This window comes from Butyrivibrio sp. AE3009, assembly GCF_000420845.1.
In the GTDB taxonomy this organism is placed as follows: Bacteria; Bacillota; Clostridia; order Lachnospirales; family Lachnospiraceae; genus Butyrivibrio.
Window position 1 is genome coordinate 72,924 of the sequence record NZ_ATVS01000010.1, and the last position, 24,329, is coordinate 97,252.

General features: G+C 43.2%; 35 protein-coding genes. 33 read left to right on the forward strand and 2 right to left on the reverse strand.

The features are described from left to right. The first annotated feature begins 271 nt into the window (after window positions 1-271). The 25 genes from rpsJ to infA all read left to right on the forward strand — a co-directional run bounded on the left by rpsJ (window position 272) and on the right by infA (window position 13,120). Complete coding sequence (gene rpsJ, locus G588_RS0107240) at window positions 272-583, forward strand: 30S ribosomal protein S10 (protein WP_013279995.1); 312 nt, start codon at window positions 272-274, stop codon at window positions 581-583. 131 nt (window positions 584-714) lie between these two features. Continuing rightward, entirely contained in the window at window positions 715-1,398 is a 684-nt protein-coding gene (rplC, locus tag G588_RS0107245; RefSeq protein ID WP_022778088.1) for a 50S ribosomal protein L3, read from the forward strand. A 27-nt stretch (window positions 1,399-1,425) separates the two neighbouring features. Beyond that, a complete protein-coding gene (gene rplD / locus G588_RS0107250) occupies window positions 1,426-2,049 on the forward strand; it encodes a 50S ribosomal protein L4 (RefSeq protein WP_022778089.1) in 624 nt (207 codons plus the stop codon). After that, on the forward strand, window positions 2,049-2,348 hold the full coding sequence (rplW, locus tag G588_RS0107255) for a 50S ribosomal protein L23 (RefSeq protein ID WP_022778090.1): 300 nt from the start codon (window positions 2,049-2,051) through the stop codon (window positions 2,346-2,348). The genes rplD and rplW overlap by 1 nt, the downstream gene beginning before the upstream one ends. A 99-nt stretch (window positions 2,349-2,447) precedes the next feature. Further along, window positions 2,448-3,290 carry a 50S ribosomal protein L2 gene (gene rplB, locus G588_RS0107260; RefSeq protein ID WP_022778091.1) on the forward strand — a complete coding sequence of 281 codons (843 nt, stop codon included), beginning with the start codon at window positions 2,448-2,450 and terminating at the stop codon, window positions 3,288-3,290. Between the two features lie 11 nt (window positions 3,291-3,301). Further along, window positions 3,302-3,592 (forward strand): 30S ribosomal protein S19, encoded by a 291-nt coding sequence (rpsS, locus tag G588_RS0107265; protein ID WP_013280000.1) that lies wholly within the window; start codon window positions 3,302-3,304, stop codon window positions 3,590-3,592. 28 nt (window positions 3,593-3,620) lie between these two features. Continuing rightward, the gene (gene rplV / locus G588_RS0107270; protein ID WP_022778092.1) at window positions 3,621-4,016 is read left to right on the forward strand and encodes a 50S ribosomal protein L22; all 396 of its coding nucleotides are present in this window, start codon (window positions 3,621-3,623) and stop codon (window positions 4,014-4,016) included. Window positions 4,017-4,035: 19 nt separating this feature from the next. Further along, window positions 4,036-4,707: a 30S ribosomal protein S3 gene (rpsC, locus tag G588_RS0107275; RefSeq protein WP_022778093.1), complete on the forward strand. Its 672-nt coding sequence runs from the start codon at window positions 4,036-4,038 to the stop codon at window positions 4,705-4,707. Next, on the forward strand, window positions 4,707-5,144 hold the full coding sequence (gene rplP / locus G588_RS0107280) for a 50S ribosomal protein L16 (protein ID WP_022778094.1): 438 nt from the start codon (window positions 4,707-4,709) through the stop codon (window positions 5,142-5,144). The genes rpsC and rplP overlap by 1 nt, the downstream gene beginning before the upstream one ends. Then, window positions 5,134-5,337, forward strand: coding sequence for a 50S ribosomal protein L29 (gene rpmC / locus G588_RS0107285; protein ID WP_022778095.1), 204 nt, complete (start codon window positions 5,134-5,136; stop codon window positions 5,335-5,337). Before rplP ends, rpmC begins: the two co-directional genes overlap by 11 nt. Window positions 5,338-5,374: 37 nt before the next feature. Beyond that, window positions 5,375-5,629 (forward strand): 30S ribosomal protein S17, encoded by a 255-nt coding sequence (gene rpsQ / locus G588_RS0107290; RefSeq protein WP_013280005.1) that lies wholly within the window; start codon window positions 5,375-5,377, stop codon window positions 5,627-5,629. 20 nt (window positions 5,630-5,649) lie between these two features. Continuing rightward, complete coding sequence (gene rplN / locus G588_RS0107295; RefSeq protein ID WP_013280006.1) at window positions 5,650-6,018, forward strand: 50S ribosomal protein L14; 369 nt, start codon at window positions 5,650-5,652, stop codon at window positions 6,016-6,018. Between the two features lie 12 nt (window positions 6,019-6,030). Further along, on the forward strand, window positions 6,031-6,360 hold the full coding sequence (gene rplX, locus G588_RS0107300; protein ID WP_022778096.1) for a 50S ribosomal protein L24: 330 nt from the start codon (window positions 6,031-6,033) through the stop codon (window positions 6,358-6,360). A 22-nt stretch (window positions 6,361-6,382) separates the two neighbouring features. Next, window positions 6,383-6,922 carry a 50S ribosomal protein L5 gene (gene rplE / locus G588_RS0107305; RefSeq protein WP_022778097.1) on the forward strand — a complete coding sequence of 180 codons (540 nt, stop codon included), beginning with the start codon at window positions 6,383-6,385 and terminating at the stop codon, window positions 6,920-6,922. Between the two features lie 21 nt (window positions 6,923-6,943). Further along, on the forward strand, window positions 6,944-7,129 hold the full coding sequence (locus G588_RS0107310) for a type Z 30S ribosomal protein S14 (protein WP_022764364.1): 186 nt from the start codon (window positions 6,944-6,946) through the stop codon (window positions 7,127-7,129). 163 nt (window positions 7,130-7,292) lie between these two features. After that, window positions 7,293-7,694, forward strand: coding sequence for a 30S ribosomal protein S8 (gene rpsH / locus G588_RS0107315; protein WP_022778098.1), 402 nt, complete (start codon window positions 7,293-7,295; stop codon window positions 7,692-7,694). 15 nt (window positions 7,695-7,709) lie between these two features. Continuing rightward, window positions 7,710-8,249 (forward strand): 50S ribosomal protein L6, encoded by a 540-nt coding sequence (gene rplF / locus G588_RS0107320; protein ID WP_022778099.1) that lies wholly within the window; start codon window positions 7,710-7,712, stop codon window positions 8,247-8,249. Window positions 8,250-8,270: 21 nt separating this feature from the next. Further along, window positions 8,271-8,639 carry a 50S ribosomal protein L18 gene (gene rplR, locus G588_RS0107325; RefSeq protein WP_022778100.1) on the forward strand — a complete coding sequence of 123 codons (369 nt, stop codon included), beginning with the start codon at window positions 8,271-8,273 and terminating at the stop codon, window positions 8,637-8,639. An 18-nt stretch (window positions 8,640-8,657) separates the two neighbouring features. Continuing rightward, window positions 8,658-9,167 (forward strand): 30S ribosomal protein S5, encoded by a 510-nt coding sequence (gene rpsE / locus G588_RS0107330; protein WP_022764367.1) that lies wholly within the window; start codon window positions 8,658-8,660, stop codon window positions 9,165-9,167. A gap of 16 nt (window positions 9,168-9,183) precedes the next feature. Beyond that, window positions 9,184-9,372 (forward strand): 50S ribosomal protein L30, encoded by a 189-nt coding sequence (gene rpmD, locus G588_RS0107335; RefSeq protein WP_022778101.1) that lies wholly within the window; start codon window positions 9,184-9,186, stop codon window positions 9,370-9,372. Window positions 9,373-9,519: 147 nt separating this feature from the next. Next, window positions 9,520-9,960 carry a 50S ribosomal protein L15 gene (gene rplO / locus G588_RS0107340; protein WP_022778102.1) on the forward strand — a complete coding sequence of 147 codons (441 nt, stop codon included), beginning with the start codon at window positions 9,520-9,522 and terminating at the stop codon, window positions 9,958-9,960. A 2-nt stretch (window positions 9,961-9,962) separates the two neighbouring features. Next, window positions 9,963-11,282, forward strand: a complete 1,320-nt coding sequence (gene secY, locus G588_RS0107345; protein ID WP_022778103.1) for a preprotein translocase subunit SecY — start codon at window positions 9,963-9,965, stop codon at window positions 11,280-11,282. A 152-nt stretch (window positions 11,283-11,434) separates the two neighbouring features. Beyond that, complete coding sequence (locus G588_RS0107350; RefSeq protein ID WP_022778104.1) at window positions 11,435-12,079, forward strand: adenylate kinase; 645 nt, start codon at window positions 11,435-11,437, stop codon at window positions 12,077-12,079. Between the two features lie 18 nt (window positions 12,080-12,097). Further along, window positions 12,098-12,850 carry a type I methionyl aminopeptidase gene (gene map / locus G588_RS0107355; protein WP_022778105.1) on the forward strand — a complete coding sequence of 251 codons (753 nt, stop codon included), beginning with the start codon at window positions 12,098-12,100 and terminating at the stop codon, window positions 12,848-12,850. A 51-nt stretch (window positions 12,851-12,901) separates the two neighbouring features. Continuing rightward, the gene (gene infA / locus G588_RS0107360; protein WP_013280019.1) at window positions 12,902-13,120 is read left to right on the forward strand and encodes a translation initiation factor IF-1; all 219 of its coding nucleotides are present in this window, start codon (window positions 12,902-12,904) and stop codon (window positions 13,118-13,120) included. 62 nt (window positions 13,121-13,182) lie between these two features. Here infA and G588_RS0107365 read toward each other — a convergent pair whose 3' ends face one another. Further along, window positions 13,183-14,175: an aldo/keto reductase gene (locus tag G588_RS0107365; RefSeq protein ID WP_022778106.1), complete on the reverse strand. Its 993-nt coding sequence runs from the start codon at window positions 14,173-14,175 to the stop codon at window positions 13,183-13,185. 185 nt (window positions 14,176-14,360) lie between these two features. On the opposite strand from G588_RS0107365, the gene G588_RS0107370 reads away from it, so the two are divergent. The 7 genes from G588_RS0107370 (at window position 14,361) to G588_RS0107400 (ending at window position 19,558) form a co-directional block, all read left to right on the forward strand. After that, window positions 14,361-15,743: a uracil-xanthine permease family protein gene (locus tag G588_RS0107370; protein WP_022778107.1), complete on the forward strand. Its 1,383-nt coding sequence runs from the start codon at window positions 14,361-14,363 to the stop codon at window positions 15,741-15,743. 151 nt (window positions 15,744-15,894) lie between these two features. Further along, window positions 15,895-16,008: a 50S ribosomal protein L36 gene (rpmJ, locus tag G588_RS0107375; protein WP_013280022.1), complete on the forward strand. Its 114-nt coding sequence runs from the start codon at window positions 15,895-15,897 to the stop codon at window positions 16,006-16,008. A gap of 195 nt (window positions 16,009-16,203) precedes the next feature. Beyond that, entirely contained in the window at window positions 16,204-16,572 is a 369-nt protein-coding gene (rpsM, locus tag G588_RS0107380) for a 30S ribosomal protein S13 (RefSeq protein WP_026668645.1), read from the forward strand. A 99-nt stretch (window positions 16,573-16,671) separates the two neighbouring features. Further along, window positions 16,672-17,082 carry a 30S ribosomal protein S11 gene (gene rpsK / locus G588_RS0107385; RefSeq protein ID WP_022778109.1) on the forward strand — a complete coding sequence of 137 codons (411 nt, stop codon included), beginning with the start codon at window positions 16,672-16,674 and terminating at the stop codon, window positions 17,080-17,082. 148 nt (window positions 17,083-17,230) lie between these two features. Beyond that, a complete protein-coding gene (rpsD, locus tag G588_RS0107390) occupies window positions 17,231-17,824 on the forward strand; it encodes a 30S ribosomal protein S4 (protein WP_022778110.1) in 594 nt (197 codons plus the stop codon). Between the two features lie 72 nt (window positions 17,825-17,896). Next, window positions 17,897-18,856 carry a DNA-directed RNA polymerase subunit alpha gene (locus G588_RS0107395; protein ID WP_022778111.1) on the forward strand — a complete coding sequence of 320 codons (960 nt, stop codon included), beginning with the start codon at window positions 17,897-17,899 and terminating at the stop codon, window positions 18,854-18,856. Between the two features lie 165 nt (window positions 18,857-19,021). Next, window positions 19,022-19,558 carry a bL17 family ribosomal protein gene (locus tag G588_RS0107400; RefSeq protein ID WP_026668646.1) on the forward strand — a complete coding sequence of 179 codons (537 nt, stop codon included), beginning with the start codon at window positions 19,022-19,024 and terminating at the stop codon, window positions 19,556-19,558. A gap of 118 nt (window positions 19,559-19,676) precedes the next feature. Here the strand turns inward: G588_RS0107400 and G588_RS21405 are convergent, their stop codons facing one another. After that, window positions 19,677-20,573: a M15 family metallopeptidase gene (locus tag G588_RS21405; protein ID WP_022778113.1), complete on the reverse strand. Its 897-nt coding sequence runs from the start codon at window positions 20,571-20,573 to the stop codon at window positions 19,677-19,679. A 173-nt stretch (window positions 20,574-20,746) separates the two neighbouring features. Here G588_RS21405 and G588_RS21410 point away from each other — a divergent pair, with 173 nt between their 5' ends. After that, a complete protein-coding gene (locus tag G588_RS21410; RefSeq protein ID WP_022778114.1) occupies window positions 20,747-24,223 on the forward strand; it encodes a sensor domain-containing diguanylate cyclase in 3,477 nt (1,158 codons plus the stop codon). Window positions 24,224-24,329: the final 106 nt, after the last annotated feature.

Sequence of the window (24,329 nt, forward strand, 5' to 3'; positions counted from 1 at the left end):
TGATAGCTATGAAGCGTGAGGTTGCTGCTTTATCCAGTTAAGCAGGTTTTCCGTGGAGCGAATGTCAAGGACCGAGTGATCGGCCAAACAAACTGACGACAAGTCACTGTACAGTTAATTTAGGTCTGCCGACTAACCCAAGGCAGAAACGACGTGTAGGATAAGTTCGGGATCTTATTTTGCGATGAGGTTCTGGACACACACGGGAGAGTGTACAGTCACCGCTTGTCGTACTTATTCATAAAAGTGCGAAAAGGAGGCGACTTTTTTTATGGCAAATCAGGTAATGAGAATTACACTTAAGGCTTATGATCATCAGCTTGTTGATGCATCTGCCAAGAAGATTATCGAGACAGTCAAGAAGAATGGATCTCAGGTTTCCGGACCTGTACCTCTTCCTACTAAGAAGGAAGTTGTTACAATTCTCCGTGCTGTTCACAAGTACAAGGATTCCAGAGAGCAGTTCGAGCAGAGAACACACAAGAGACTTATCGATATCATCACACCTACATCAAAGACAGTTGAGGCTCTTCAGAGACTCGAGATGCCTGCAGGTGTTAACATAAATATCAAGATGAAATAATAACAGACCTCTACTAGTATGATGCGAGACGCATGATGCCGCGATAACTGGAGAGTTGCTGATAGGCAATTGAAGCGACATTGCGAATGAAGTAAGCATCCGCTGTAGACGTAATAAGGAGGTAAAAAAACATGAAGAAGGCTATTTTAGCTACTAAAGTCGGAATGACTCAGATCTTCAAGGAAGATGGTTCACTGGTTCCTGTAACTGTTCTTCAGGCAGGACCATGCGTAGTAACTCAGATCAAGACAGTTGAGAACGATGGTTACAGCGCTGTTCAGGTTGGTTACGTTGACAAGAAAGAGAAGACTGTCAACAAGGACAAGAACGGCAGCAAGACAATCTATCACCGTCATGGCGCTACTAAGGCTGAGCAGGGACATTTCAAGAAGGCTGGAGTTTCTTGCAAGAGATATGTAAGAGAGTTCAAGTTCGAGAATGCTGCTGATTATGCACTTGGCGCAGAGATCAAGGCTGATATCTTCGCAGAAGGCGACAAGATTGACGCAACAGCTGTTTCAAAGGGAAAAGGATTCCAGGGTGCTATTAAGAAGAACGGTCAGCACAGAGGACCTATGGCACACGGTTCCAAGTTCCACCGTCATCAGGGTTCTAATGGCTCAAGTTCAGATCCCAGCCGCGTATTCAAGGGCAAGGGAATGCCTGGTCACATGGGCAGCGTAAAGGTAACAGTTCAGAATCTTGAGGTTGTAAGAGTAGATGCTGACAAGAATCTTATTCTTGTTAAGGGTGCTATTCCCGGACCTAAGAAGGGACTTGTTACAATCAAGGAAACCGTTAAGGTTGAAGGCTAATAGAACGCGAAAGGAGGAACCATACAGATGGCTAATGTATCTGTTTACAATATGGAAGGCAAAGAAGTTGGCTCAATTGAATTAAATGATGCTATCTTCGGAGTTGAAGTAAATGAACATCTCGTACACATGGCAGTTCTTCAGCAGCTCGCTGACAAGCGCCAGGGTACACAGAAAGCAAAGACACGTTCTGAAGTTTCCGGAGGCGGAAGAAAGCCTTGGAGACAGAAGGGAACCGGTCACGCAAGACAGGGTTCAATCAGAGCTCCTCAGTGGAAGGGCGGCGGAGTTGTATTTGCTCCCGTTCCAAGAGATTACTCTTTCAAGATGAACAAGAAAGAGAAGAGAGCTGCTCTTAAGTCTGCTCTTACAGACAAGGCAGTTAACAACAACATCGTAGTTGTTGATGAGCTTAAGTTCGACGAGATCAAGACCAAGAAGTTCGCTGAGGTTATGAACAACCTTAAGGCAACTCGTAAGGCTCTTGTAGTTCTTGCAGACAATGATAAGAACGTAGTTCTTTCAGCAAGAAACCTCGCTGAGGCTAACACAACACTTACAAACACACTTAATGTTTATGATATCGTAAACGCTAGAACACTCGTCCTTACTAAGGATGCAGTAGCAAAGATAGAGGAGGTGTATTGCTAATGGCAGCATTACAGTATTATGACGTAATCCTTAAGCCTGTTCTTACAGAGAAGAGCATGAACGGCATGGCAGATAAGAAGTACACTTTCCTTGTTAATCCTGAAGCTAACAAGACACAGATCAAGGAAGCTGTAGAGAAGATGTTCGAGGGAACAAAGGTTGCCAAGGTTAACACAATCAATTCCGACGGTAAGAGAAAGAGACGTGGAATGATCGTAGGCTTCACAGCTAAGACCAAGAAGGCTATTGTTCAGCTTACTGAAGACAGCAAGGACATCGAGATCTTCCAGGGACTTTAATTATAAGTAACTCATAACTATACGTACGGATCCAAACAAAGTCCGGGATCCAAATGATTTGATCATTAGATACGTGATAAACAAAAAGGAGAAAAAATCATGGGAATTAAGAAATACGGCCCATATACCCCTTCCAGAAGAAACATGACAGGATCTGATTTCTCAGAGATCACAAAGAAGACTCCCGAGAAGTCACTCGTTGTTTCAAAGAACAGCAAGGCTGGTCGTAACAACCAGGGTAAGATCACTGTTAGACATCGTGGATGCGGCGGCAGAGTTAAGTACAGAATTATCGATTTCAAGAGAAACAAGGACGATATGCCTGCAAAGGTTATCGGAATTGAGTATGATCCTAACAGATCAGCAAATATCGCGCTCATCGAGTACGAGGATGGCACAAAGGCTTATATCCTTGCACCTAACGGTCTTAAGGATGGCATGACAGTTATGAACGGTGCTAACGCAGAAGTTCGTGTTGGTAACTGCCTCCCTCTTTCACAGATTCCTGTCGGTGAAAACGTACACAACGTTGAGCTTTATCCCGGAAAGGGTGGCCAGATGGTTCGTTCAGCCGGTAACGCTGCACAGCTTATGGCTAAAGAAGGTAAGTATGCAACACTTCGTCTTCCTTCAGGCGAGATGAGAATGGTTCCTATCGAGTGCCGTGCAACAATCGGTGTAGTAGGAAACGGTGATCACAACCTTATCAACTATGGTAAAGCCGGAAGAATTCGTCACATGGGTATCCGTCCTACAGTTCGTGGTTCTGTTATGAACCCCAACGACCATCCACACGGTGGTGGTGAAGGTAGAGCTCCTATCGGACGTTCTGGCCCTAGCACACCTTGGGGCAAGCCTGCTCTTGGTTACAAGACACGTAAGGCTAAGAAGGCTTCTAACAAGCTGATCGTAAGAAGAAGAAACGGTAAAGCCATCAAATAAGGAGGAATGAAATGTCTAGATCACTTAAAAAGGGACCTTTTGCAGACGCAAGCCTGCTTAAGAAGATAGATGCTATGAACGCAGAGGGCCAGAAGCAGATAGTTAAGACCTGGTCACGTCGTTCTACAATTTTCCCGTCTTTTGTTGGACACACAATCGCTGTTCATGACGGAAGAAAGCATATTCCTGTATATGTTACTGAAGATATGGTTGGACACAAGCTCGGTGAGTTTGTTCCCACAAGAACATTCAGAGGACATGCTGGAAATTCTCCTGCAGAGAGAAAGAGCAGCGTAAACTAATATTTGTTCGACGAAAGGAGGTTAATCCATGGAAAACGAGATCAAGCATAGATCAAAAATTAAAAGAGACAGAAATCGTGACAATAAAGAAACAAGACCTTTTGCAAAGTTATCTTATGCAAGAATACCAGTTCAGAAGGCATGCTTTGTCATGGATGCTATCAGAGGAAAGGATGTTGAGACTGCACTTGCAATCCTCGCATACAATCCCAGATATGCTTCAAGCGTAATCTACAAGCTTCTTAACAGCGCTGTAGCTAACGCTGAGAACAACAAGGGCATGAACAGAGCAAATCTTTACATTGCTGAGTGCACTGCCAGCAACGGCCCTATCATGAAGAGAATTCAGCCTAGAGCACAGGGCAGAGCTTACAGAATTAACAAGAGAATGAGTCATCTGACTGTTATTTTGGACGAGAGATAATTGAAAGGAGAAGCACAAAATGGGACAGAAAGTTAATCCTCATGGTCTCAGAGTTGGTGTAATCGCTGACTGGGATTCCAAGTGGTATGCTGAATCTGGCGATTTTGCCAATAATCTTGTAGAAGATTACAATATCAGAAAATTTCTGAAGAAGAAATTATATGCAGCTGGTGTTTCTAAGATCGAGATCGAGAGAGCATCAGACAGAGTTAAGGTTATCGTTTACACAGCTAAGCCCGGTGTTGTTATCGGTAAGGGCGGTGCTGAGATCGAAGTAACCAAGAAAGAGCTTTCTAAGCTTACAGACAAGAAGGTTCTTGTTGATATCAAAGAGATCAAGAAGCCCGATAAGGATGCACAGCTCGTTGCAGAGAACATCGCTCAGCAGCTTGAGAACCGTGTATCATTCAGAAGAGCAATGAAGTCCTGCATGAGCAGAACAATGAAGACAGATGCCCTTGGTATCAAGGCATGCTGCTCAGGCCGTCTCGGTGGTGCTGATATCGCTCGTTCAGAGTTCTACAGTGAGGGAACTATTCCTCTTCAGACACTTAGAGCTGATATCGATTATGGTTTTGCTGAAGCAGACACAACCTACGGTAAGGTTGGTGTAAAGGTATGGATCTACAAGGGTGAAGTACTTCCGACCAAAGCAGGTGAGAATTCAGATAAGGAAGGGAGCGATAAATAATGTTAATGCCAAAGAGAGTTAAGCACCGCAAGCAGTTCCGCGGTTCAATGGCTCATAAAATTACTCGTGGTAACAAAATTAGTTACGGTGAATTCGGTATCGTTGCGCTTGAGCCTTGCTGGATCAATTCAAACCAGATTGAGGCAGCCCGTGTAGCTATGACACGTTTCATCAAGCGTGGTGGTCAGGTTTGGATCAAAATCTTCCCTGACAAGCCTGTCACATTAAAGCCTCTTGGAACTCGAATGGGTTCTGGTAAGGGTGCAACTGACAGATGGGTAGCTGTTGTTAAACCCGGTCGTGTAATGTTCGAGATCGGTGGTGTTGCCGAAGCCGATGCGAGAGAAGCTCTTCGTCTTGCGACTCACAAGCTTCCTTGCAGATGCAAGATCGTATCTAAGGCTGATTTGGAAGGCGGTGTATCTAATGAAGACTAATAAGTATGTAGAAGAGCTTAAGGCTAAGTCAGCTGATGAGCTTCAGACAGAGCTTGTTTCAGCTAAGAAGGAGCTTTTCAATCTTAAGTTCCAGAACGCTACAAACCAGTTGGATAATACAGCAAGAATTAAAGAAGTAAGAAGAAATATTGCAAGAATCCAGACTGTTATTACACAGAATGCTAAGGCTTGATCGCCTTAACCTTGACTTTATAAAGGAGAAATAGACCGTGGAAAGAAATTTAAGAAAAACGCGTGTTGGTAAAGTAACAAGCGATAAGATGGATAAAACCATCACAGTTTCCATTGAGGACCATGTTAAGCATCCTCTTTACAAGAAGATCGTAAAGAGAACTTATAAGCTTAAGGCTCATGACGAGAACAATGAGTGCCGTATTGGTGACACAGTTAAGGTCATGGAGACAAAGCCTATCTCCAAGGATAAGAGATGGAGACTTGTATCCATTATTGAACGTGCAAAGTAATTCAAAAAAGGAGAAATATCATGATTCAGCAGGAAAGTAGACTGAAGGTCGCTGATAACACAGGTGCTAAAGAGCTTCTTACAATCCGTGTTATGGGTGGATCTACAAGAAGATATGCGAGAATCGGCGACACAATAGTTGCTTCTGTTAAAGAAGCAACACCCGGTGGAGTTGTAAAGAAGGGTGACGTTGTTAAGGCTGTTGTCGTTCGTACTGTAAAAGAGACACGTCGTAAGGACGGTTCCTACATCAGATTTGATGAGAACGCTGCTGTTGTTATCAATGAAGATGGTACGCCTAAGGGAACACGTATATTTGGACCCGTAGCCAGAGAGCTTCGTGAGAAAAAGTTCATGAAGATCCTTTCTCTTGCTCCGGAAGTATTATAAGGAGGCGCCCATATGTCAACAAGTAAGATCAAGAAGGGTGATATGGTTAAGGTTATCGCCGGTGGTGAAATCGACAAGGAAGGAAAAGTCCTTTCAGTTGATACAAAGAACGGAAAGGTAGTCGTTGAGGGTGTCAACAAGGCAATCCATCACGAGAAGCCTTCTGCAAAGAATCCTAATGGCGGTATTGTAGAGCGCGAAGCTGCTCTTGATATCTCAAACGTTATGTTACTTCATAACGGACAGCCTACCAAGGTCGGATTCAAAGTAGAGAAAGACGAGAATGGTAAGGTTGTTAAGAAAAGCCGCATCGCTAAGAAGACCGGTGAGGTTATCGACTAATTCAGGAAGGAGGTAAATAACGTTGAGTAGATATAAGGATTTATACAAGAACGAGATCGTTGATGCTATGACAAAGAAGTTCGGTTACAAGAACGTAATGGAAGTTCCCAAGCTCGACAAGATCGTTATCAATATGGGCGTTGGAGAGGCTAAGGAGAATGCTAAGCTTCTTGAGAATGCCGCTAATGATATGGCTATTATTTCTGGTCAGAAGCCTGTAATCACAAAGGCTAAGAAGTCAATCGCTAACTTCAAACTTAGAGAGGGTATGCCTATCGGATGTAAGGTAACTCTTCGTGGCGACAAGATGTACGATTTCCTTGATCGTCTCGTAAACCTTGCACTTCCTCGTGTACGTGACTTCAGAGGAATCAATCCCAACGCATTTGATGGCAGAGGAAACTATGCTCTTGGTATCAAGGAGCAGCTCATCTTCCCTGAGATCGAGTACGATAAGATTGACAAGACAAGAGGTATGGACATCATTTTCACAACAACAGCTAAGACAGACGAGGAGGCTCGTGAGCTTCTTACTCTGTTCAATATGCCTTTTGCAAAGTAATTATAGGAGGGAAAGAAACACATGGCTAAATTATCCATGAAGTTAAAACAGCAGATGAAACCAAAGTTCTCTACACGTGCTTATAACCGTTGTAAGATCTGCGGTCGTCCTCATGCTTATCTTAGAAAGTACGGAATCTGCAGAATTTGCTTCCGTGAGCTTGCATATAAGGGCGAGATTCCTGGTGTTAGAAAAGCATCTTGGTAATTCACACAGTTTATAATTGTGATCCGGGATGGGGATCACATTTTATAAAAAAATAGAAGTTTAGTAATTGAGGGCTCAGCCCTCAGACATTGCGGCTTCGTGTCTCTGCTCAATTCGGGGAGTAGTAAGGCGAAGCAATAATAATTAAGGAGGCAATTATAAAATGGCAATGAACGATCCTATTGCAGATATGCTTACAAGAATTCGTAACGCAAACACTGCAAAGCATGACACTGTTGATGTTCCTTCTTCAAAGATGAAGCTTGCAATCGCAAACATCCTTCTTGAAGAGGGTTATATTAAGAAGCTTGATGTAATCGAAGATGGCGCTTTCAAGACTCTTCACATCACTCTTAAGTATGGCGTAGACAGAAACGATAAGGTTATCACAGGCCTTAAGAGAATCTCTAAGCCCGGTCTTCGTGTATACGCAGGCAAGGAAGAGCTTCCCAGAGTATTAGGTGGTCTTGGTATTGCAATTCTTTCAACTAACCAGGGCGTTGTAACTGATAAAAAAGCAAGAGAGCTCCAGGTTGGTGGCGAAGTTCTTGCATTCATTTGGTAAATTGGAGGTACGGGCATGTCACGAATTGGAAAAATGCCAATCGCAGTTCCTGCTGGTGTAACAGTAGAAGTTGCAGAAAATAATAAGGTGACTGTAAAGGGACCTAAGGGTACCCTTACAAGAGTTTTCCCTGCAGAGATTCTTTTCGAGCAGGGCGACGGACAGATCGAGGTTAAGAGACCTGACGATCAGAAGAAGACAAGAGCTTTACACGGCCTTTCAAGAAGCCTTCTCAACAACATGGTTGTTGGTGTAACAGATGGTTTTGAGAAAAAGCTTGAGGTAAACGGTGTAGGTTACAGGGCTGCTAAGAATGGCAAGACACTCTCTCTTACACTTGGTTATTCACATCCTGTAGAACTTGAAGATCCTGAGGGAATCGAGACAGTTGTAGAGGGACAGGTAATCACAGTTAAGGGTATCGACAAAGAGGCGGTTGGCCAGCACGCTGCAATCATCAGAGAGAAGAGAGCTCCCGAGCCTTATAAGGGCAAAGGAATCAAGTATTCTGATGAGGTTATCAAGCGTAAAGTTGGTAAGACCGGTAAGAAATAATTAAGATAAGGAGAGTGCAAAATGGTTAGTAAGGAATCAAGACAGAAAATTCGTGTTAAAAAGCACATGAAGATTCGTAATCGTTTCAGCGGCACAGCTGAAAGACCACGTTTAGCAGTATTTAGAAGCAATAATCATGTATATGCACAGGTTATTGATGATGTTGCCGGCAAGACACTTGTATCTGCTTCAACTCTTGAAAAAGATATCAAGGCTGAGCTTAAGAATACAGACGACATTGAAGCAGCAACAAAGGTTGGAGACGTTGTTGCAAAGAGAGCTCTTGAGAAGGGCATCAAGGCTGTTGTATTCGACAGAGGCGGTTATATTTACCACGGCAAGGTTAAGGCTGTTGCCGAGGCTGCCAGAGAAGCTGGCTTGGAATTCTAAGAAGGGAGAACACACAAAATGAAGCGTAATATCGTTGATGCAAGTCAGCTCGAATTGACAGATAAAGTTGTAACCATCAAGCGTGTTACAAAGGTTGTTAAGGGTGGACGTAACATGAAGTTCACTGCACTCGTAGTAGTTGGTGACAACAATGGACACGTTGGTGTAGGTCTTGGAAAGTCTACTGAAATTCCGGATGCTATCCGTAAGGGTAAGGAAGATGCTACCAAGAACCTGATCACTGTTCCTCTTGATGAGAACAACTCAATCACACATGATTTTATTGGTAAGTTCGGATCTGCTGAGGTTTTACTTAAGAGATCTCCTGAAGGTACCGGTATCATCGCTGGTGGTCCCGCTCGTTCCGTATGTGAGCTTGCAGGCATCAGAAATATCAGAACAAAGTCACTTGGTTCAAACAACAAGCAGAACGTTGTTTATGCTACAATCAATGGCCTTGCTCAGTTAAAGACACCTGAAGAAGTAGCTGCAAAGCGCGGTAAGTCTGTAGCAGAAGTAACCGCATAATAAAAGGAGAAAATCAATGGCAAACGAGAAGAAGCTTAAGATCACATTGGTTAAGTCCACAATTGGAGCTGTTCCTAAGCAGGTAGCTACCGTAAAATCAATGGGATTCAAGAAACTTAACAGTTCTGTTGAACTTCCTGACAACTCTGCAACAAGAGGTCAGATTCAGCAGATCAGACACCTTGTAAAGGTTGAAGAGATCTAATATCGTTTTGGTACAAAATTAACGGTAATAGAAAATTTTTGTAAATAAAATTTCATCCGGGACTGTTTTACTGTATGCAAGTGGTGTATAATAATATATGTGCTGCGTTGAGCGTACAAAGTCCCGGCATCTATAAGGAGGAATATCATGGAATTATCCAACTTAAGACCTGCTGAGGGTTCTGTACAGAGCGATAATTTTAGAAGAGGTCGTGGCCATGGTTCAGGAAATGGCAAGACCGCTGGTAAGGGACACAAGGGTCAGAAGGCTCGTTCTGGTGCTCCCAGACCTGGTTTCGAAGGTGGTCAGATGCCACTGTTCAGAAGACTTCCTAAGAGAGGCTTCAAGAACATCAACCATAAGAATATCGTAGGCATCAATCTTAGCGCACTTGAAGTATTTGATAACGGAGCAGTTGTCGATATTCAGGCACTCAAGGATCAGGGAATCATCAAGAAAGAACTTGACGGCGTGAAGATCCTCGGCAACGGAGAATTTACTAAGAAGCTTACGGTTAAGGCTAATGCGTTCAGCGCATCTGCTAAGGAGAAGATCGAGGCTCTTGGTGGAACAACAGAGGTGATCTAATAATGTTTAAGTCCCTAATGAATGCATTAAAAGTCAGAGAATTAAGAGTAAAGATCCTTTTCACAATTGCGATGCTCGCAGTTATAAGACTTGGATCTGCGGTACCGGTTCCCGGTATGAATGTCTCAGTATTCCAGAATTGGTTTAAGAGCCTTTCAAGCAGCGATTCTTTTGGCTTCATGGATCGATTCACCGGTGGATCCTTTGAGAACATGTCAATCCTGGCACTCAATATCACACCGTACATTACTTCATCCATTATTATCCAGCTTCTCACAATTGCAATTCCCAAGTTTGAGGAATGGCAGAGAGATGGTGAGGATGGAAGAAAGAAGCTTACAGCACTCACAAGATATGTGACTGTAGCACTTGCTTTGATCGAGTCCATTGCAATGGCTATTGGTTTTTACAGAAATCAAGGCTTCCTCACAGAGCAGTCAATCTTCCTGGTAATCCAGGTTGTTGTAGCTCTTACAGCCGGCAGTGCATTCCTGATGTGGATTGGTGAAAGAATCACAGAAAATGGGGTTGGAAACGGTATATCTATAGTTCTGACTATCAACATTCTTTCAAGAATGCCGTCAGATTTCAAGGCGCTTTACGATCAGTTCGTAAGCGGCAAGCCTATTGCAAGGGGAGTTGTATCAGGCATTATCATTATTGCAGTAGTTGTTGCGATGGTTGTAATGGTAGTTCTTCTTAACGGCGCTGAGCGCAGAATTCCTGTTCAGTATGCTAAGAAGATTCAGGGAAGAAAGACTTACGGTGGAAACCGTTCCGAGATTCCTCTGAAAGTCAATACAGCCGGCGTTATGCCAATCATTTTTGCAATGTCTCTGTTCCAGTTCCCTATTATAATCACGCAGCTTGTTGGTTATAAAGGAACAGGATTCTGGGGTAAGTTCGTTGCATATTTGAATCAGAGCAACTGGTGCAATCCTAACCATTGGAATTATTCAATCGGTTTAATTGTTTATATTTTATTGTTGATCTTCTTTGCTTATTTCTATACTTCAATCACTTTCAATCCGATTGAGATTGCAGAGAACATGAAGAAGCAGGGTGGATTCATCCCGGGAATCAGACCTGGTAAGCCTACCAGCGAGTACCTTAACAACATTCTGAACTACATCATTTTCATTGGAGCATGCGGACTCACCATCGTTGGTGTACTTCCTATCTTCTTCAATGGTATGTTCGGAGCTAAGGTTTCCTTCGGCGGCACCAGCCTTATCATCGTAGTAAGCGTTATCTTAGAGACAATCAAGCAGATTGAATCTCAGATGCTCGTTAGAAACTACAAGGGATTCCTTGAAGATTGATTACTAAAAACAATATGAGGTTTCAGGATTTGCTTATGTAAATCCTGAAACCTTTTTTGTTCTATCTCTTTTTCTATGGAAAAGTTTGTGATAACATAGTTAGTTGTGAGGTTTTTTCGAAAAATAATAGGAAAAGAGAAGGAAACACAAGTATGAAAATTATTATGTTGGGTGCACCCGGAGCGGGAAAAGGTACACAGGCTCAGATGATCGCGGATAAATACAATATCCCCCACATCTCTACAGGAGATATTTTCAGAGCTAATATCAAGAATGGAACAGAGCTTGGCAAGAAGGCCAAGGAGTATATGGACAAGGGACTTCTTGTTCCCGATGAGCTCACAGTTGAGCTTCTCCTTGACAGAGTTGCCAATGAGGATTGCAAGGACGGCTATGTTCTTGATGGATTTCCACGTACTATTCCCCAGGCTGACGTTCTGGATGCAGAACTCACCAAGCTTGGTGACAAAGTAGATTTTGCTGTAAATGTAGACGTTCCCGACGAGAACATCGTTCGCAGAATGTCAGGAAGAAGAGCCTGCCTTAAGTGCGGTGCTACTTACCATATTGAGCACATTCCTCCGAAGCAGGAAGGAATCTGTGATAAATGCGGAAGCGAGCTTGTTTTGAGAGCGGATGATGCGCCTGAGACAGTTCAGAACAGATTGTCCGTTTATCATGAGCAGACTCAGCCACTTATTGATTATTATGACAAGAAGGGCATTTTAAGAACCGTAGACGGAACAAAGGATATGAAGGACGTATTTGATGCTATCGTCGACATTCTTAATGCATAAGATTTCGGTACATACCATATGGCTATAACAATTAAAAGCGATGAAGAATTGGAACTGATGAGGAAGTCGGGACATCTTTTGGCTAAGGTTCATGAAGAACTCCATGCCGCCGTAAGACCCGGTATCTCAACTCAGGAGCTTGACGAGATTGGCGAGAGGACAATCAGGGCATTGGGAGGCATTCCCAACTGCAAGGACTATGAAGGATTTCCTGCAGCCGTGTGTATATCAGTCAATGATGAAGTTGTCCATGGAATACCCAGTAAGGACAGGATTCTTAAGGAGGGTGATATAGTCACCTTCGATACGGGACTTATCTATAAGGGATACCATTCGGATGCGGCCAGGACCTGGGGCGTTGGCAAGATCTCAGATGAGGCTCAGAAGCTAATTGATGTTACCAGAGAGAGCTTTTTTGAAGGAATCAAAAAGGCCAGGGCCGGCAACAGGCTTCATGAGATTTCAAATGCGATAGATGCTTATATTAAGCCCTACGGCTACGGCATAGTCAGAGAACTGACGGGACACGGTATAGGAACGAGCCTGCATGAAGAGCCCAACGTACCTAATTTCAGACAATGGCGCAGGGGCGTCAAACTGAAGAAGGGAATGACGATCTGCGTAGAGCCCATGATCACCATGGGACAGCGATATGTAGGATGGCTGGACGATGAATGGACAGTGGTAACTGTTGACGGATCGCTGGCTGCACATTATGAAAATACCATCGCCATAACAGATGGTGAACCGGAGATATTGACAATAGTGTAAGCATAGGATATTATGCTATTCGGGTTTTTGATTAGATTAAGGAGGAAAAAGATGTCAAAGGCTGATGTAATTGAAATTGAAGGAAAAGTTATCGAGAAGCTTCCCAACACCATGTTCCAGGTAGAGCTTGAGAACGGCCATGTTGTTTTAGCTCATATCAGTGGTAAACTTAGACAGAATTTCATCAGAATTTTGCCCGGTGACAAAGTAACACTTGAGCTGTCACCTTACGATCTTACCAAGGGCAGAATCATCTGGAGAGATAAATAATATATCGAAATATAAGACGGCATCGGATATCAAGGTATCTGATGCCGCTTTTTTATTTCATATTAAGATCTGCATATTTCGTCGATCGCATTCAGTTCTTCCTGTGAAAAGACTGTATTTTCAATTGCTTTTATGTTATCAAGAATCTGAGATGGTTTGGATGCACCTATCAAAACCGATGTAATATAGTCGTCTTTAAGATCCCAGGCAAGAGCCATTTCTGCAAGAGTCTGATTTCTTCTTTTGGCTATTTCATTAAGTGCCCTTATCTGTCCGAGTTTTTCTTCGGTCAGCTGACCTTCCTTAAGGAAACGACCATCGGTACGGATTCTGCTGTCTTCAGGAATTCCGTCAAGGTATCTGTTTGTCAGAAGTCCCTGTGCAAGAGGAGAGAAGCAGATGATTCCTTTGCCGAGCTTTTTTGAAGTCTCCTTAAGACCGTTCTTTTCTATGCTTCTGTCGAAGATGCTGTAGCGATTCTGGTTGATGATGAAGGGCACCTTTAGATCCTCGAGGATCTTAGTGGCTTTTTCAAGTGTCTGTCCATCATAGTTGGAAAGGCCGGCATACAATGCTTTACCGCTGTGGACAATCTGGGACAGTGCATTCATGGTCTCTTCCAGAGGCGTCTCAGGATCCATTCTGTGGTGATAGAATATGTCTACATAATCAAGCCCCATGCGCATCAGCGACTGATCAAGGCTTGCGATCAGGTATTTGCGGCTTCCGAAGTTTCCGTAAGGACCGGGCCACATGTCATAGCCTGCCTTGGTTGAGATAATAAGCTCATCCCTGTAGGGCCGGAAGTATTCCTTCATGATCTTGCCCAGGTTGGTCTCAGCGCTGCCGGGCTGAGGGCCGTAGTTATTTGCCAGGTCAAAATGCGTGATACCTTTGTCAAAAGCGGTTTTACACATCTCTACCATGTTTTCGTAATTTCCTGTATCCCCAAAATTGTGCCAGAAGCCCAGAGAAACGGCGGGAAGGAGCAATCCGCTTTTGCCGCATCTGTTGTATTTCATTGTGTCATATCGTTTTTCGCTTGCTCTATACATTGTGTTTTAACCTCCTTCTAACATTGTAATATTGAAGATAAATACAAGAAAGTAAAAAAGGTGAAAATTATAAGCAAATTTAATCAAAATCTGTTATAATCTTTAACGGTTGAAAATTAAATATGTTTCAGTTGTCGCAAAGAGGCTTGGGGAAGCCGTTTTGGCGATGACAAGGAGGAGAAGCTATGGGAGAAAAAAGACAGGCTATTTATGACGCTACAACGCTGGGGAAGCCTAAGATGGCGCTGCTTGGATTACAGCACATGTTCGCTATGTTTGGGGCTACTATTCTTGTTCCGATTCTGGTCAACGGTTATTTTAACGGAGAAGGCCTTTCGGTACAGGTAACACTTTTATTTGCAGGACTTGGTACACTTCTTTTTCATTTATGTTCTAAATTCAAGGTTCCGGCTTTTCTGGGATCATCATTTGCATTTCTTGGCGGATTCGCCACTGTTGCCAACTTAAATACAGGTAAATATGCTGAAATGACTTACGGGGAGAAACTTCCTTATGCATGCGGAGGTATCGTAGTTGCAGGACTTTTATATCTTGTTCTTGCACTTGTTATCAAGCTTGTGGGAGTTAAAAAGGTAATGCACTTCCTTCCACCTGTAGTTACAGGACCTATAATCATCTGCATCGGTCTTTCACTGGCACCTTCTGCTGTTAACAATGCATCCGTTAACTGGCCTTTGGCTCTGGTTGCTCTTGCGGTTGTTATCGGATTCAATATCTGGGGCAAGGGAATGCTCAGAATTATTCCTATTCTTCTGGGTGTTGTTATCTCTTATGTTGTTGCTCTTGGACTTCAGGCAATAGGCTTTACCAATGCAGACGGCAGCGCTATCATCGATTTTGCACCTATCGCATCAGCAAGCTGGGTTGGACTTCCTCCCTTTGTACTTGCTAAGTTCGATATCACTGCTATTCTTGTAATGGCACCTATCGCAATTGCTACCATGATGGAGCACGTTGGAGATATTTCTGCTATTTCCGCTACTACAGACAGAAACTTCATTGAAGACCCCGGTCTTCACAGAACTTTGCTCGGAGACGGCCTTGCTACAGCTCTTGCTGGAATGTTCGGCGGACCTGCCAATACAACATACGGTGAGAACACAGGCGTTCTTGAGCTGTCCAAGGTATATGATCCCAAGGTTGTAAGACTTGCAGCATGCTACGCTATCGTGATCAGCTTCATTCCCAAGCTGGCTGACATCATCGGCACAATGCCTACTGCCATCATCGGCGGTATCAGCTTCGTTTTATACGGAATGATCTCTGCTATCGGTGTTCGCAACGTAGTTGAGAACAAGGTTGACTTCACTAAGTCAAGAAACCTCATTGTAGCAGCAGTTATCCTGGTATCAGGACTTGGCTTCTCAAACGGAATCACCTTTGAGATCGCAGGCACATCCATTACACTTACATCTCTTGCAATCGCTGCACTTCTTGGAATCATCTTAAATGCAGTACTTCCCGGAAATGATTACGACTTTGGCGTAAATCACCAGGGCGATATCAACAGAGGCGTAAGCTTCAACAATCATGAAAATGTAGGATGACAAATCGTAAAAATATTGTCCAATAATCAAAAAAACACTTGCAAGTTGCTTTTGCTTATGATATAGTGTTAGATGGTCTTTTTAGAAGAAGGGCGTATTATGCCCTTCTTTAGGTATTACATGCTTTTTACCATGCAGGAAAGGAGTAACGATGAAAGTTAGGTCTTCTGTTAAGCCTATGTGCGAAAAGTGCAAGGTTATTAAGAGAAAGGGCGTAATCAGAGTAATCTGTGACAACCCTAAGCACAAACAGAGACAGGGTTAATTCGAGCCGTTTTCGGATTACTTTTTGATACCAATGTGTATTGGAGAGTCGGATTAAACTTTGTCCGATTGGGTCGCGAAATTCTTTTTTGACCCCAATCAAACAAGTAACAGCTCCGCGTAAATAAGTCGGAGCAAGAGGAGTAAAGCTTCTCATATCAGTAAATTATTTATTTTTTCAAATGGAGGAATTAAAATGGCTCGTATTGCAGGTGTAGATTTACCTAGAGATAAGCGAGTAGAGATCGGTTTGACATACATCTACGGTATTGGTAGAACAAGCTCAAACAAGATTCTCGAAACAGCAAAAGTAAATCCGGACACACGTGTTCGTGATCTTACAGACGAAGAAGTAAAGAGAATTGCCGAGATCATCGGTAACGACTACGAAGTAGAAGGTGACCTTAGAAGAGAAGTTGCCATGAACATCAAGAGACTCACAGAGATCGGATGCTTCAGAGGTATGCGTCACAGAAGAGGACTTCCTTGCCGTGGTCAGAGAACTAAGACAAACGCAAGAACAAGAAAAGGACCAAAGAGAACAATCGCTAACAAGAAGAAATAATTTTTTTCGTGAGCTTTTGTATCATATAAGCTTGTGCATGGCGGGCTTAGAAGTAACATTATAACTAGTATTTATAGGAAGAAAGTAGGTTAGTTTAAAATGGCAAATCAGAAATCATCTTCAGCTGCAAAGAAGGCAGCTGCAAAGAAACGTGTCAAGAAAAACGTTGAACACGGACAGGCACACATCCAGTCATCTTTCAATAACACAATCGTTACATTGACAGATGCTGCAGGAAACGCTCTTAGCTGGGCAAGTGCCGGCGGTCTGGGATTTAAGGGTTCAAGGAAATCTACTCCTTATGCTGCACAGGTAGCTGCAGAGACAGCAACTAAGGCTGCTCTTATTCACGGCCTTAAGACTGTTGATGTATTCGTTAAGGGACCCGGTTCAGGAAGAGAAGCTGCAATCAGAGCTCTCGCTGCAAGTGGTCTTACAGTTACATCTATCACAGACGTAACACCTGTACCTCATAACGGATGCCGCCCACCTAAGCGTCGTAGAGTATAATCGGGTTTCCGATTTATTCACAGCATCGAGTTACATGTGCATATAAATTTATGATATTAACTCGTTGGACGAAGGTGCAATTATTCAAAGCATTGTAAACAACATCAGATATCAGGGTATATCTGAGTAAAAGAAAGGAGCCAACAAAATGGCAGTAAACAGAGTTCCCGTATTAAAAAGATGCAGATCACTTGATCTTGATCCAACTTTCCTTGGATATGACAAGAAGTCTAAGAGAACATCAGCTAGAGCTGGTAAGAAGATGAGCGAGTACGGACTTCAGCTCCGCGAGAAGCAGAAGGCTAAGTTTATCTATGGCGTTCTTGAGAAGCCTTTCAGAAACTACTATGACAGAGCCGACAGAATGAAGGGTCAGACAGGTACAAACCTTATGACGATTCTTGAGACAAGACTTGACAACGTAGTATTCAGAATGGGATTTGCTAGAACAAGAAGAGAGGCTAGACAGGTTGTTCTTCATAAGTTCATCACTGTTAACGGCAAGGTTATCAACATCCCTTCATACCTTATCAAGGCTGGCGACGTTATCGAAGTTAAGGAAGCAGCTAAGAACATCCAGAGATTCAAGGATATTTCTGAAATCACTGCTGGCAGACTCGTTCCCGAGTGGCTTGATGTTAACAAGGAAAACCTTCAGGGTACAGTAAAGGAACTTCCTTCAAGAGAAGTTATCGACGTTCCTGTAGACGAAATGCTTATCGTCGAGTTGTATTCTAAGTAATAAATATAGAATTGCGTTGCAATTTTGTGTTAAAATTATCTTGTTAACTAACCACATAAGGAGGGTATATCAGTGTTTGATTTTGAAAGACCAAATATTGAAGTTGCTGAAATTTCAGATGATAAGAAATATGGTAAATTCGTAGTTGAGCCTCTTGAGAGAGGTTACGGTATTACACTGGGCAATTCCCTTCGTAGGATTATGCTCTCTTCATTACCTGGAGCAGCAGTAAGTCAGGTCAAAATCGAAGGCGTACTGCATGAGTTCAGCTCCATCCCCGGCGTTAAAGAGGATGTGACTGAGATCATCATGAATATAAAGAACCTTTCCATCAGAAATTCTTCTGACACAAACGAGCCTAAGACTGCATATATTGAGTTCAACGGCGAGGGCGTTGTTAAGGCTTCAGATATTCAGGTTGACCAGGACATAGAGATCATGAATCCTGATCAGGTTATCGCTACACTTTCCGGCAAGGATGCTAAGCTCTACATGGAGCTCACCATCACTAAGGGAAGAGGTTATGTAAGCTCTGACAAGAATAAGTCCGGCGATCTTCCTATCGGAGTTATCGCTATCGATTCTATCTACACACCTGTAGAGAGAGTAAATGTAACTGTAGAGAATACTCGTGTAGGTCAGGTAACTGACTTTGACAAATTAACACTTGATGTTCACACTGACGGAACACTTGCTCCCGACGAGGCAGTCAGCCTTGCAGCTAAGGTCCTTAGTGAGCACTTAAGCCTCTTCATTGATCTTTCTGAGAATGCCAAGACCGCTGAGGTTATGGTTGAGAAGGAAGATGATGAGAAGGGCAAGGTTCTCGAGATGTCAATTGATGAGCTTGAGCTTTCAGTTCGTTCATTCAATTGCCTTAAGAGAGCCGGTATTAATACCGTTCAGGAACTTGCAAACAAGACTCCTGACGATATGATGAAGGTTCGTAACCTTGGACGTAAGTCCCTCGAGGAGGTTCTTGCTAAGCTTGATGAGCTTGGACTTTCCCTGAGACAGGATGGCGAGCAGTAAATCTTATCAATTAGTTTATGAATTATCCGCGGAGGGTAAATCCGATGGGTACCGAAGCGGATTTCTCATGGCATTTATTAACAGCATCCGGGAAGTAAGTCCAATGAGCATTCTCAGATGTACCACAGAAGGGGGAACCCTTCAGATGAGAAAGGAATTAAAACAATGGCAATGTACAGAAAGCTTGGAAAAGCTACAAAACCCAGAAGAGCACTTCTTCGTAACCAGGTAACAGCACTTCTTTACAACGGAAAGATCGTTACCACAGAGGCAAGAGCTAAGGAAATCAAGAAGATCGTAGAGCCTATGATCACTCTTGCAGCTAAGGAAAAGGACAACTTCGAGACTCTTACAGTTGATTGCAAGGTTCCTGAGAAGGACAAAGACGGCAAGAGAGTAAAAGAGGTTGTAGACGGCAAGAAGGTTACAAAGTATACAACTGTTAAGAAGGAAATCAAGAAGGATCTTCCTTCAAGAATGCACGCAAGACGTCAGCTCCTTAAGACTCTTTATCCTGTAACTGAGGTTCCTACTGAGAAGGCAGGAAGAAAGAAGAACACTAAGGAAGTTGACCTTGTAGCTAAGCTGTTCGACGAGTATGGCCCTAAGTACGCTGATCGTAAGGGTGGTTACACCAGAATGATCAAGATCGGCCAGAGAAAAGGCGATGCAGCTATGATGGTTGTTCTTGAGCTCGTTTAATTGCGCGAGTAATGAGCCACGCCAGATGAAATGATAAAAGAGAGTTAGAATGCTTGCATTCTTAACTCTCTTTTTTTTATTTCAGATGATGCGGCGAATTCCGAGTCTGTGTGGATTATTACGGTCTCTCGAAGTGTTGATAATCCTTAGCCGAATTCCAATCCCCGCCCCAGGTGAAGCCGTGCTGCTTAAAAAGTTTGTAGGCAAGGTCATTTTCGTCAATCTTGTATGGGAATGCTGCGGATCTGTCTTCGTACTGACGGCTGCCTTCCGGTGAAACCTTGGTTGTACCGTCCTTATTGTAGGTGATATAAGGGTTATAGAAGGGATTCAGGTCAATGGCAAGACCATAGGCGTGATTGGATAATCTTGTGGTTCCCTCCACTACGCGGTAATTGAAACAGGAAGTGTTGTTGGCTTCCATGGAGGCTGTGTCATCGCCTCCGAACTCATCTATAAGCTTAATGCTTTCTATCTGATATCCGTTCTTATACAGTTCGTAAAAGATCTCTACCACATCATCTGCGATTTTTCTGTTGCAGATCATTTCACCGATCTGGGTATTGCCCTGGAAATCATTGTACAAAAGTGAACAAAATCTTAGTTCATCAGGACTGATGTTGTCGTTTTCCACATAGGATATACCTGTTATTCGGGCTATGACCTCATCAGATAGCGGTTCATAATAGAAATTTTCCATGAATGTTACTCTTTCAGGGCTTGGGGTGGGAGTTTCTATTTCAACTGTAGCAGCTTCTGCAGCTATTTCTGTATCAACAGTTTCATCATTAGCAATTACTTCATCCGATGAAGATTCTGAGCCTGCAACCACGGCGCTTTCCGTCGCAGAGCTTGATTCCTGAGAACTTGCTTTCTCAGAACTTTCCTGTGCGGAAGCCTTTTTTAGACCATATTCCTCAAGAGTTTCTCCACCGTTCATTACTCTGGCTACGATGGAAATAATAACGATAAGCCCAAGTAACAGGGCGAATTCCTTTAAAACGCTTTTTTTCATACCGGTCCTCATCAAGTAATAGTATTCTATGAAGATTTTACCACAAGTACAGGTTATAAACTTTTAATATTTAAGAAATTGAAGGATGAACGATATGCCGATAAAATATTATTATGGATTAGTATGAGGAAGTAGGCTCGCCAATAGGTGTACAGGAATAAGTGGAGAGTTATATGCCGATATACAGTTATAGTGACATCGAACAAAAATTAATAGAAAACAGCCTGATCCCGTTTGCTGTCTTTCAGTACTGTGAGGGAAAGATAGTTACTATTGCTGTGACAAAGGGCCTTAGTGCACTGTTTGGATATGAGAGCCTTGAGGAAACCTATGAAGGGATGAATAACGATTTATTCAGGAACTGTCATCCTGATGATCTTACCAGGCTGAAGGATATGCTAAAAAGACTGTCTATAGATAAGGATGAAGTTAAAACTATCTATAGATATAAGATTGGCGCAGAATACAGAGTTTTCCGTTTTCACGGTGTGAATATCTACAAGGAGGGCGGCATACGCCTGGTTAACGGATGGTTTGCTGATGAAGGCACCTACATGGAAGGGGATGACACAGATACATATTCAAACACTATTTCCAAAGCTGTCAGGGAAAGAACAAAGCTTCATTTCTTCAATTACGATTACCTGACAGGCCTTCCCAACATGGGTTATTTCTTTGAACTGGCAAAAAACGGAAGGGAAGAGATCCTTAAGTCAGGAGAAAAGCCCTGTGTACTGTTCTTTGACCTGTGCGGAATGAAGGCCTATAACCAGAAATTCGGATTCCTGCAAGGAGATCAGCTTCTTATTGAATTTTCCAGAATGATCGCTAAAAAGTTTGGACAGAATAACTGCGGACGATTCGGAGGTGACCATTTCTGTGCATTTACGGCGGAAAAAGGACTGGATAAGGCTCTGGATGAAATTTTAGAGGAGTCAAAATGGATAAATAACGGCCAGAATCTCCCTGTGAGAATCGGCGTATATAAAAATATGGGAGAGCTGGCAAATCCCAGTATTGCCTGTGACAGGGCAAAGAGAGCCTGCGATGCGGTAAGAAGCAGCTATTTTTCCTGTGTAAGTTATTTCGATGAGGAAATGCTGAAGTATGCTGAGGAAAGAGAATATGTAATAACAAATATAGATAAAGCTCTGGAAGAAGGCTGGATCCAGGTTTTCCACCAGCCCATTATCCGTACTGCCAATGGAAAGGTATCCGACGAGGAGGCTCTTGCCAGGTGGGACGATCCGGACAGGGGAATGATCAGCCCCGGTGTATTCATCCCTGCCCTTGAGGATGCCAGGATCATATATAAGCTGGATCTTTTTGTGGCAAAAGAGATCCTGAAAAAGATGAAAAAGCAGATGGCAGCCGGCATATACGTGGTGCCTGAATCTGTTAATATATCCAGGGCGGATTTCAACATATGCGATATTGTTGATGAAATAACCAAACTAGTGGATGAGTCGGGAATCGGCAGAGACAAGCTCACTATAGAAATCACAGAAAGCGGCGTGGGAACCGATGTGGAATATATAAAAACCCAGATCGAACGTTTTCATGAACTGGGCTTTAAGGTTTGGATGGATGATTATGGCAGTGGTTATTCGTCTCCCGAGATCCTTCAGGAGATTCCTTTTGATACCATCAAGCTTGATATGGATTTCATGAGGAAATTTGACAAGGGGGATTCCTGTAAGATCATCGTAACTGAGCTTGTTAAGATGGCGGGGGCCCTTGGAATAGAGACGGTGGCGGAAGGCGTTGAGACCGTGGAGCAGGTGGAGTTCCTGAAGGAGATAGGCTGTACCAAGATCCAGGGTTATCACTTCTGCCAGCCCATATCCATTGAAGCACTTTTTGACCGCTATGCAACCGGCAAGCAGATCGGCTTTGAGAATCCCGATGAGTCGGATTACTATACAACCATAGGTAAAATTAGTCTGTATGATCTTCATATGTCCGCCGAGGGCGATGAGGACATGTTAGGCAACTATTTTGATACCATGCCTATGGCTATCATGGAGACCAGCGACACAGATATGTGGCTTGTCCGGGCCAATAAGCCCTATAAGGACTTTTTTTCTAAAAACTTCGAAGGCTACGATATGAATGGAGTGGCTAATCTTGAAGTTATGAAAAAGATGCGTGGCTCCGCCTTTAGTAAGGCTATAATCCAGTGCGGCAAGGATGGAAGAAGGATTATCATCGATGAAAGAGGTATTGATGGCACCATTTTGCACATTTTTATCAGAAGAGTTGCCATTAATCCGGTGACAGGTGTAAGGGCCATTGCTATAGCTATTTTGGGAATAAATGAGGACAGGGGCGCAGAGGAGCTTACCTATACCTATATTGCCCAGGCATTGTCCTCTGACTGTATAAACCTGTACTATGTTGACCTTGATACGGATAAGTACATTGAGTACAGCTCCGGTGACGAATATGATGACCTGGCCATCGAGGAGCACGGAACTGACTTCTTCGAAAAAGTAAGACAGGGTGCAATGTTCAGCATCTATGAGGAAGACAGGGACTTTTTCCTTGAGAGCTTTACCAAGGAAAAGGTTGAAAAAAAATTGGCTGAAGAGGGCACATACACGCTGTCCTACAGGTATCTTATGGACGGAGAGCCAATTTATGTACACATGAAGATTGTGCGTATCAAGATGAAGGGCAACAGCATCATCATCGGTGTCAGCAATATAAACACTCAGATGAAGGAGCAGGAGGCCATGGAGAGGGTTAAGGAAGAGAACCTTACCTATTCAAGGCTCTCGGTTCTTGCGGAAAACTTCATATCGATCTTTGTAGTGGATCCTGAAACCGGACATTATATCAGATGCGCCACCAACCACGAAGTAGATCGATACACCATCGGCATGGAGGGAGAGGATTTCTTTGGACGTTTTGTGGAGTCGAGAAAGAAATTTGTCTACCTGGAGGATCTTGATTATGCCCTGAGCCAGCTCACCAGGGAAAATATCCTTAAGTCGATCGAGGATAATGGCGTATTTACGATAAATTACAGGATCTTTATAAATAATGAGATCAGATACTGTAAGATAAAAGTGGCCTTTGCCGAAGAAAAGGGTGGCAGGCAGCTTATCTTTGGCATCAGTGATATAACAGATGAGGTTCTTCATGAGCAGGAGGTTGAGCAGAAGCTCATTCGAGCAAGAAATGAAGCCAATGTGGACGGACTTACCGGTGTTAAGAATAAGCACGCCTACGACAACATGGAGAAGCAGATCAACAGGATGATAAAAGACGGCTCAGCTCCCGAATTTGCGCTGGTGGTACTTGATATCAACGGCCTTAAGACGATTAACGACACCCTCGGGCACCAGGCCGGAGATGAATTTATCAAGAAGGGCTGTAGCATTATATGTGATGTATTCAGACATTGCCCTGTTTTCAGAGTGGGCGGAGACGAGTTTGTGGTGGTTATCCAGGGAAGAAGCTACAAGCATGTAGATAAGATAATGCAGTTCTGGGATAAGACCATTCAGGAAAGCATTGCCAATAACAGTGTTGTCATCGCAGCAGGCATGGCAAGGTTCACGGATGATAAGGAGGTCAAAACAGTATTTGCCAGGGCTGATGCACTTATGTATGAGAACAAAAAGGCACTTAAATCAGCAGGCTAAATGTATACACAGAGTACACATATGGTTTTTAAAGCGGCGTAATCTTGTATTTACGCCGCTTTTTTAGTACACTAACAATTATTGATAAATACTGGGTATTGGATAT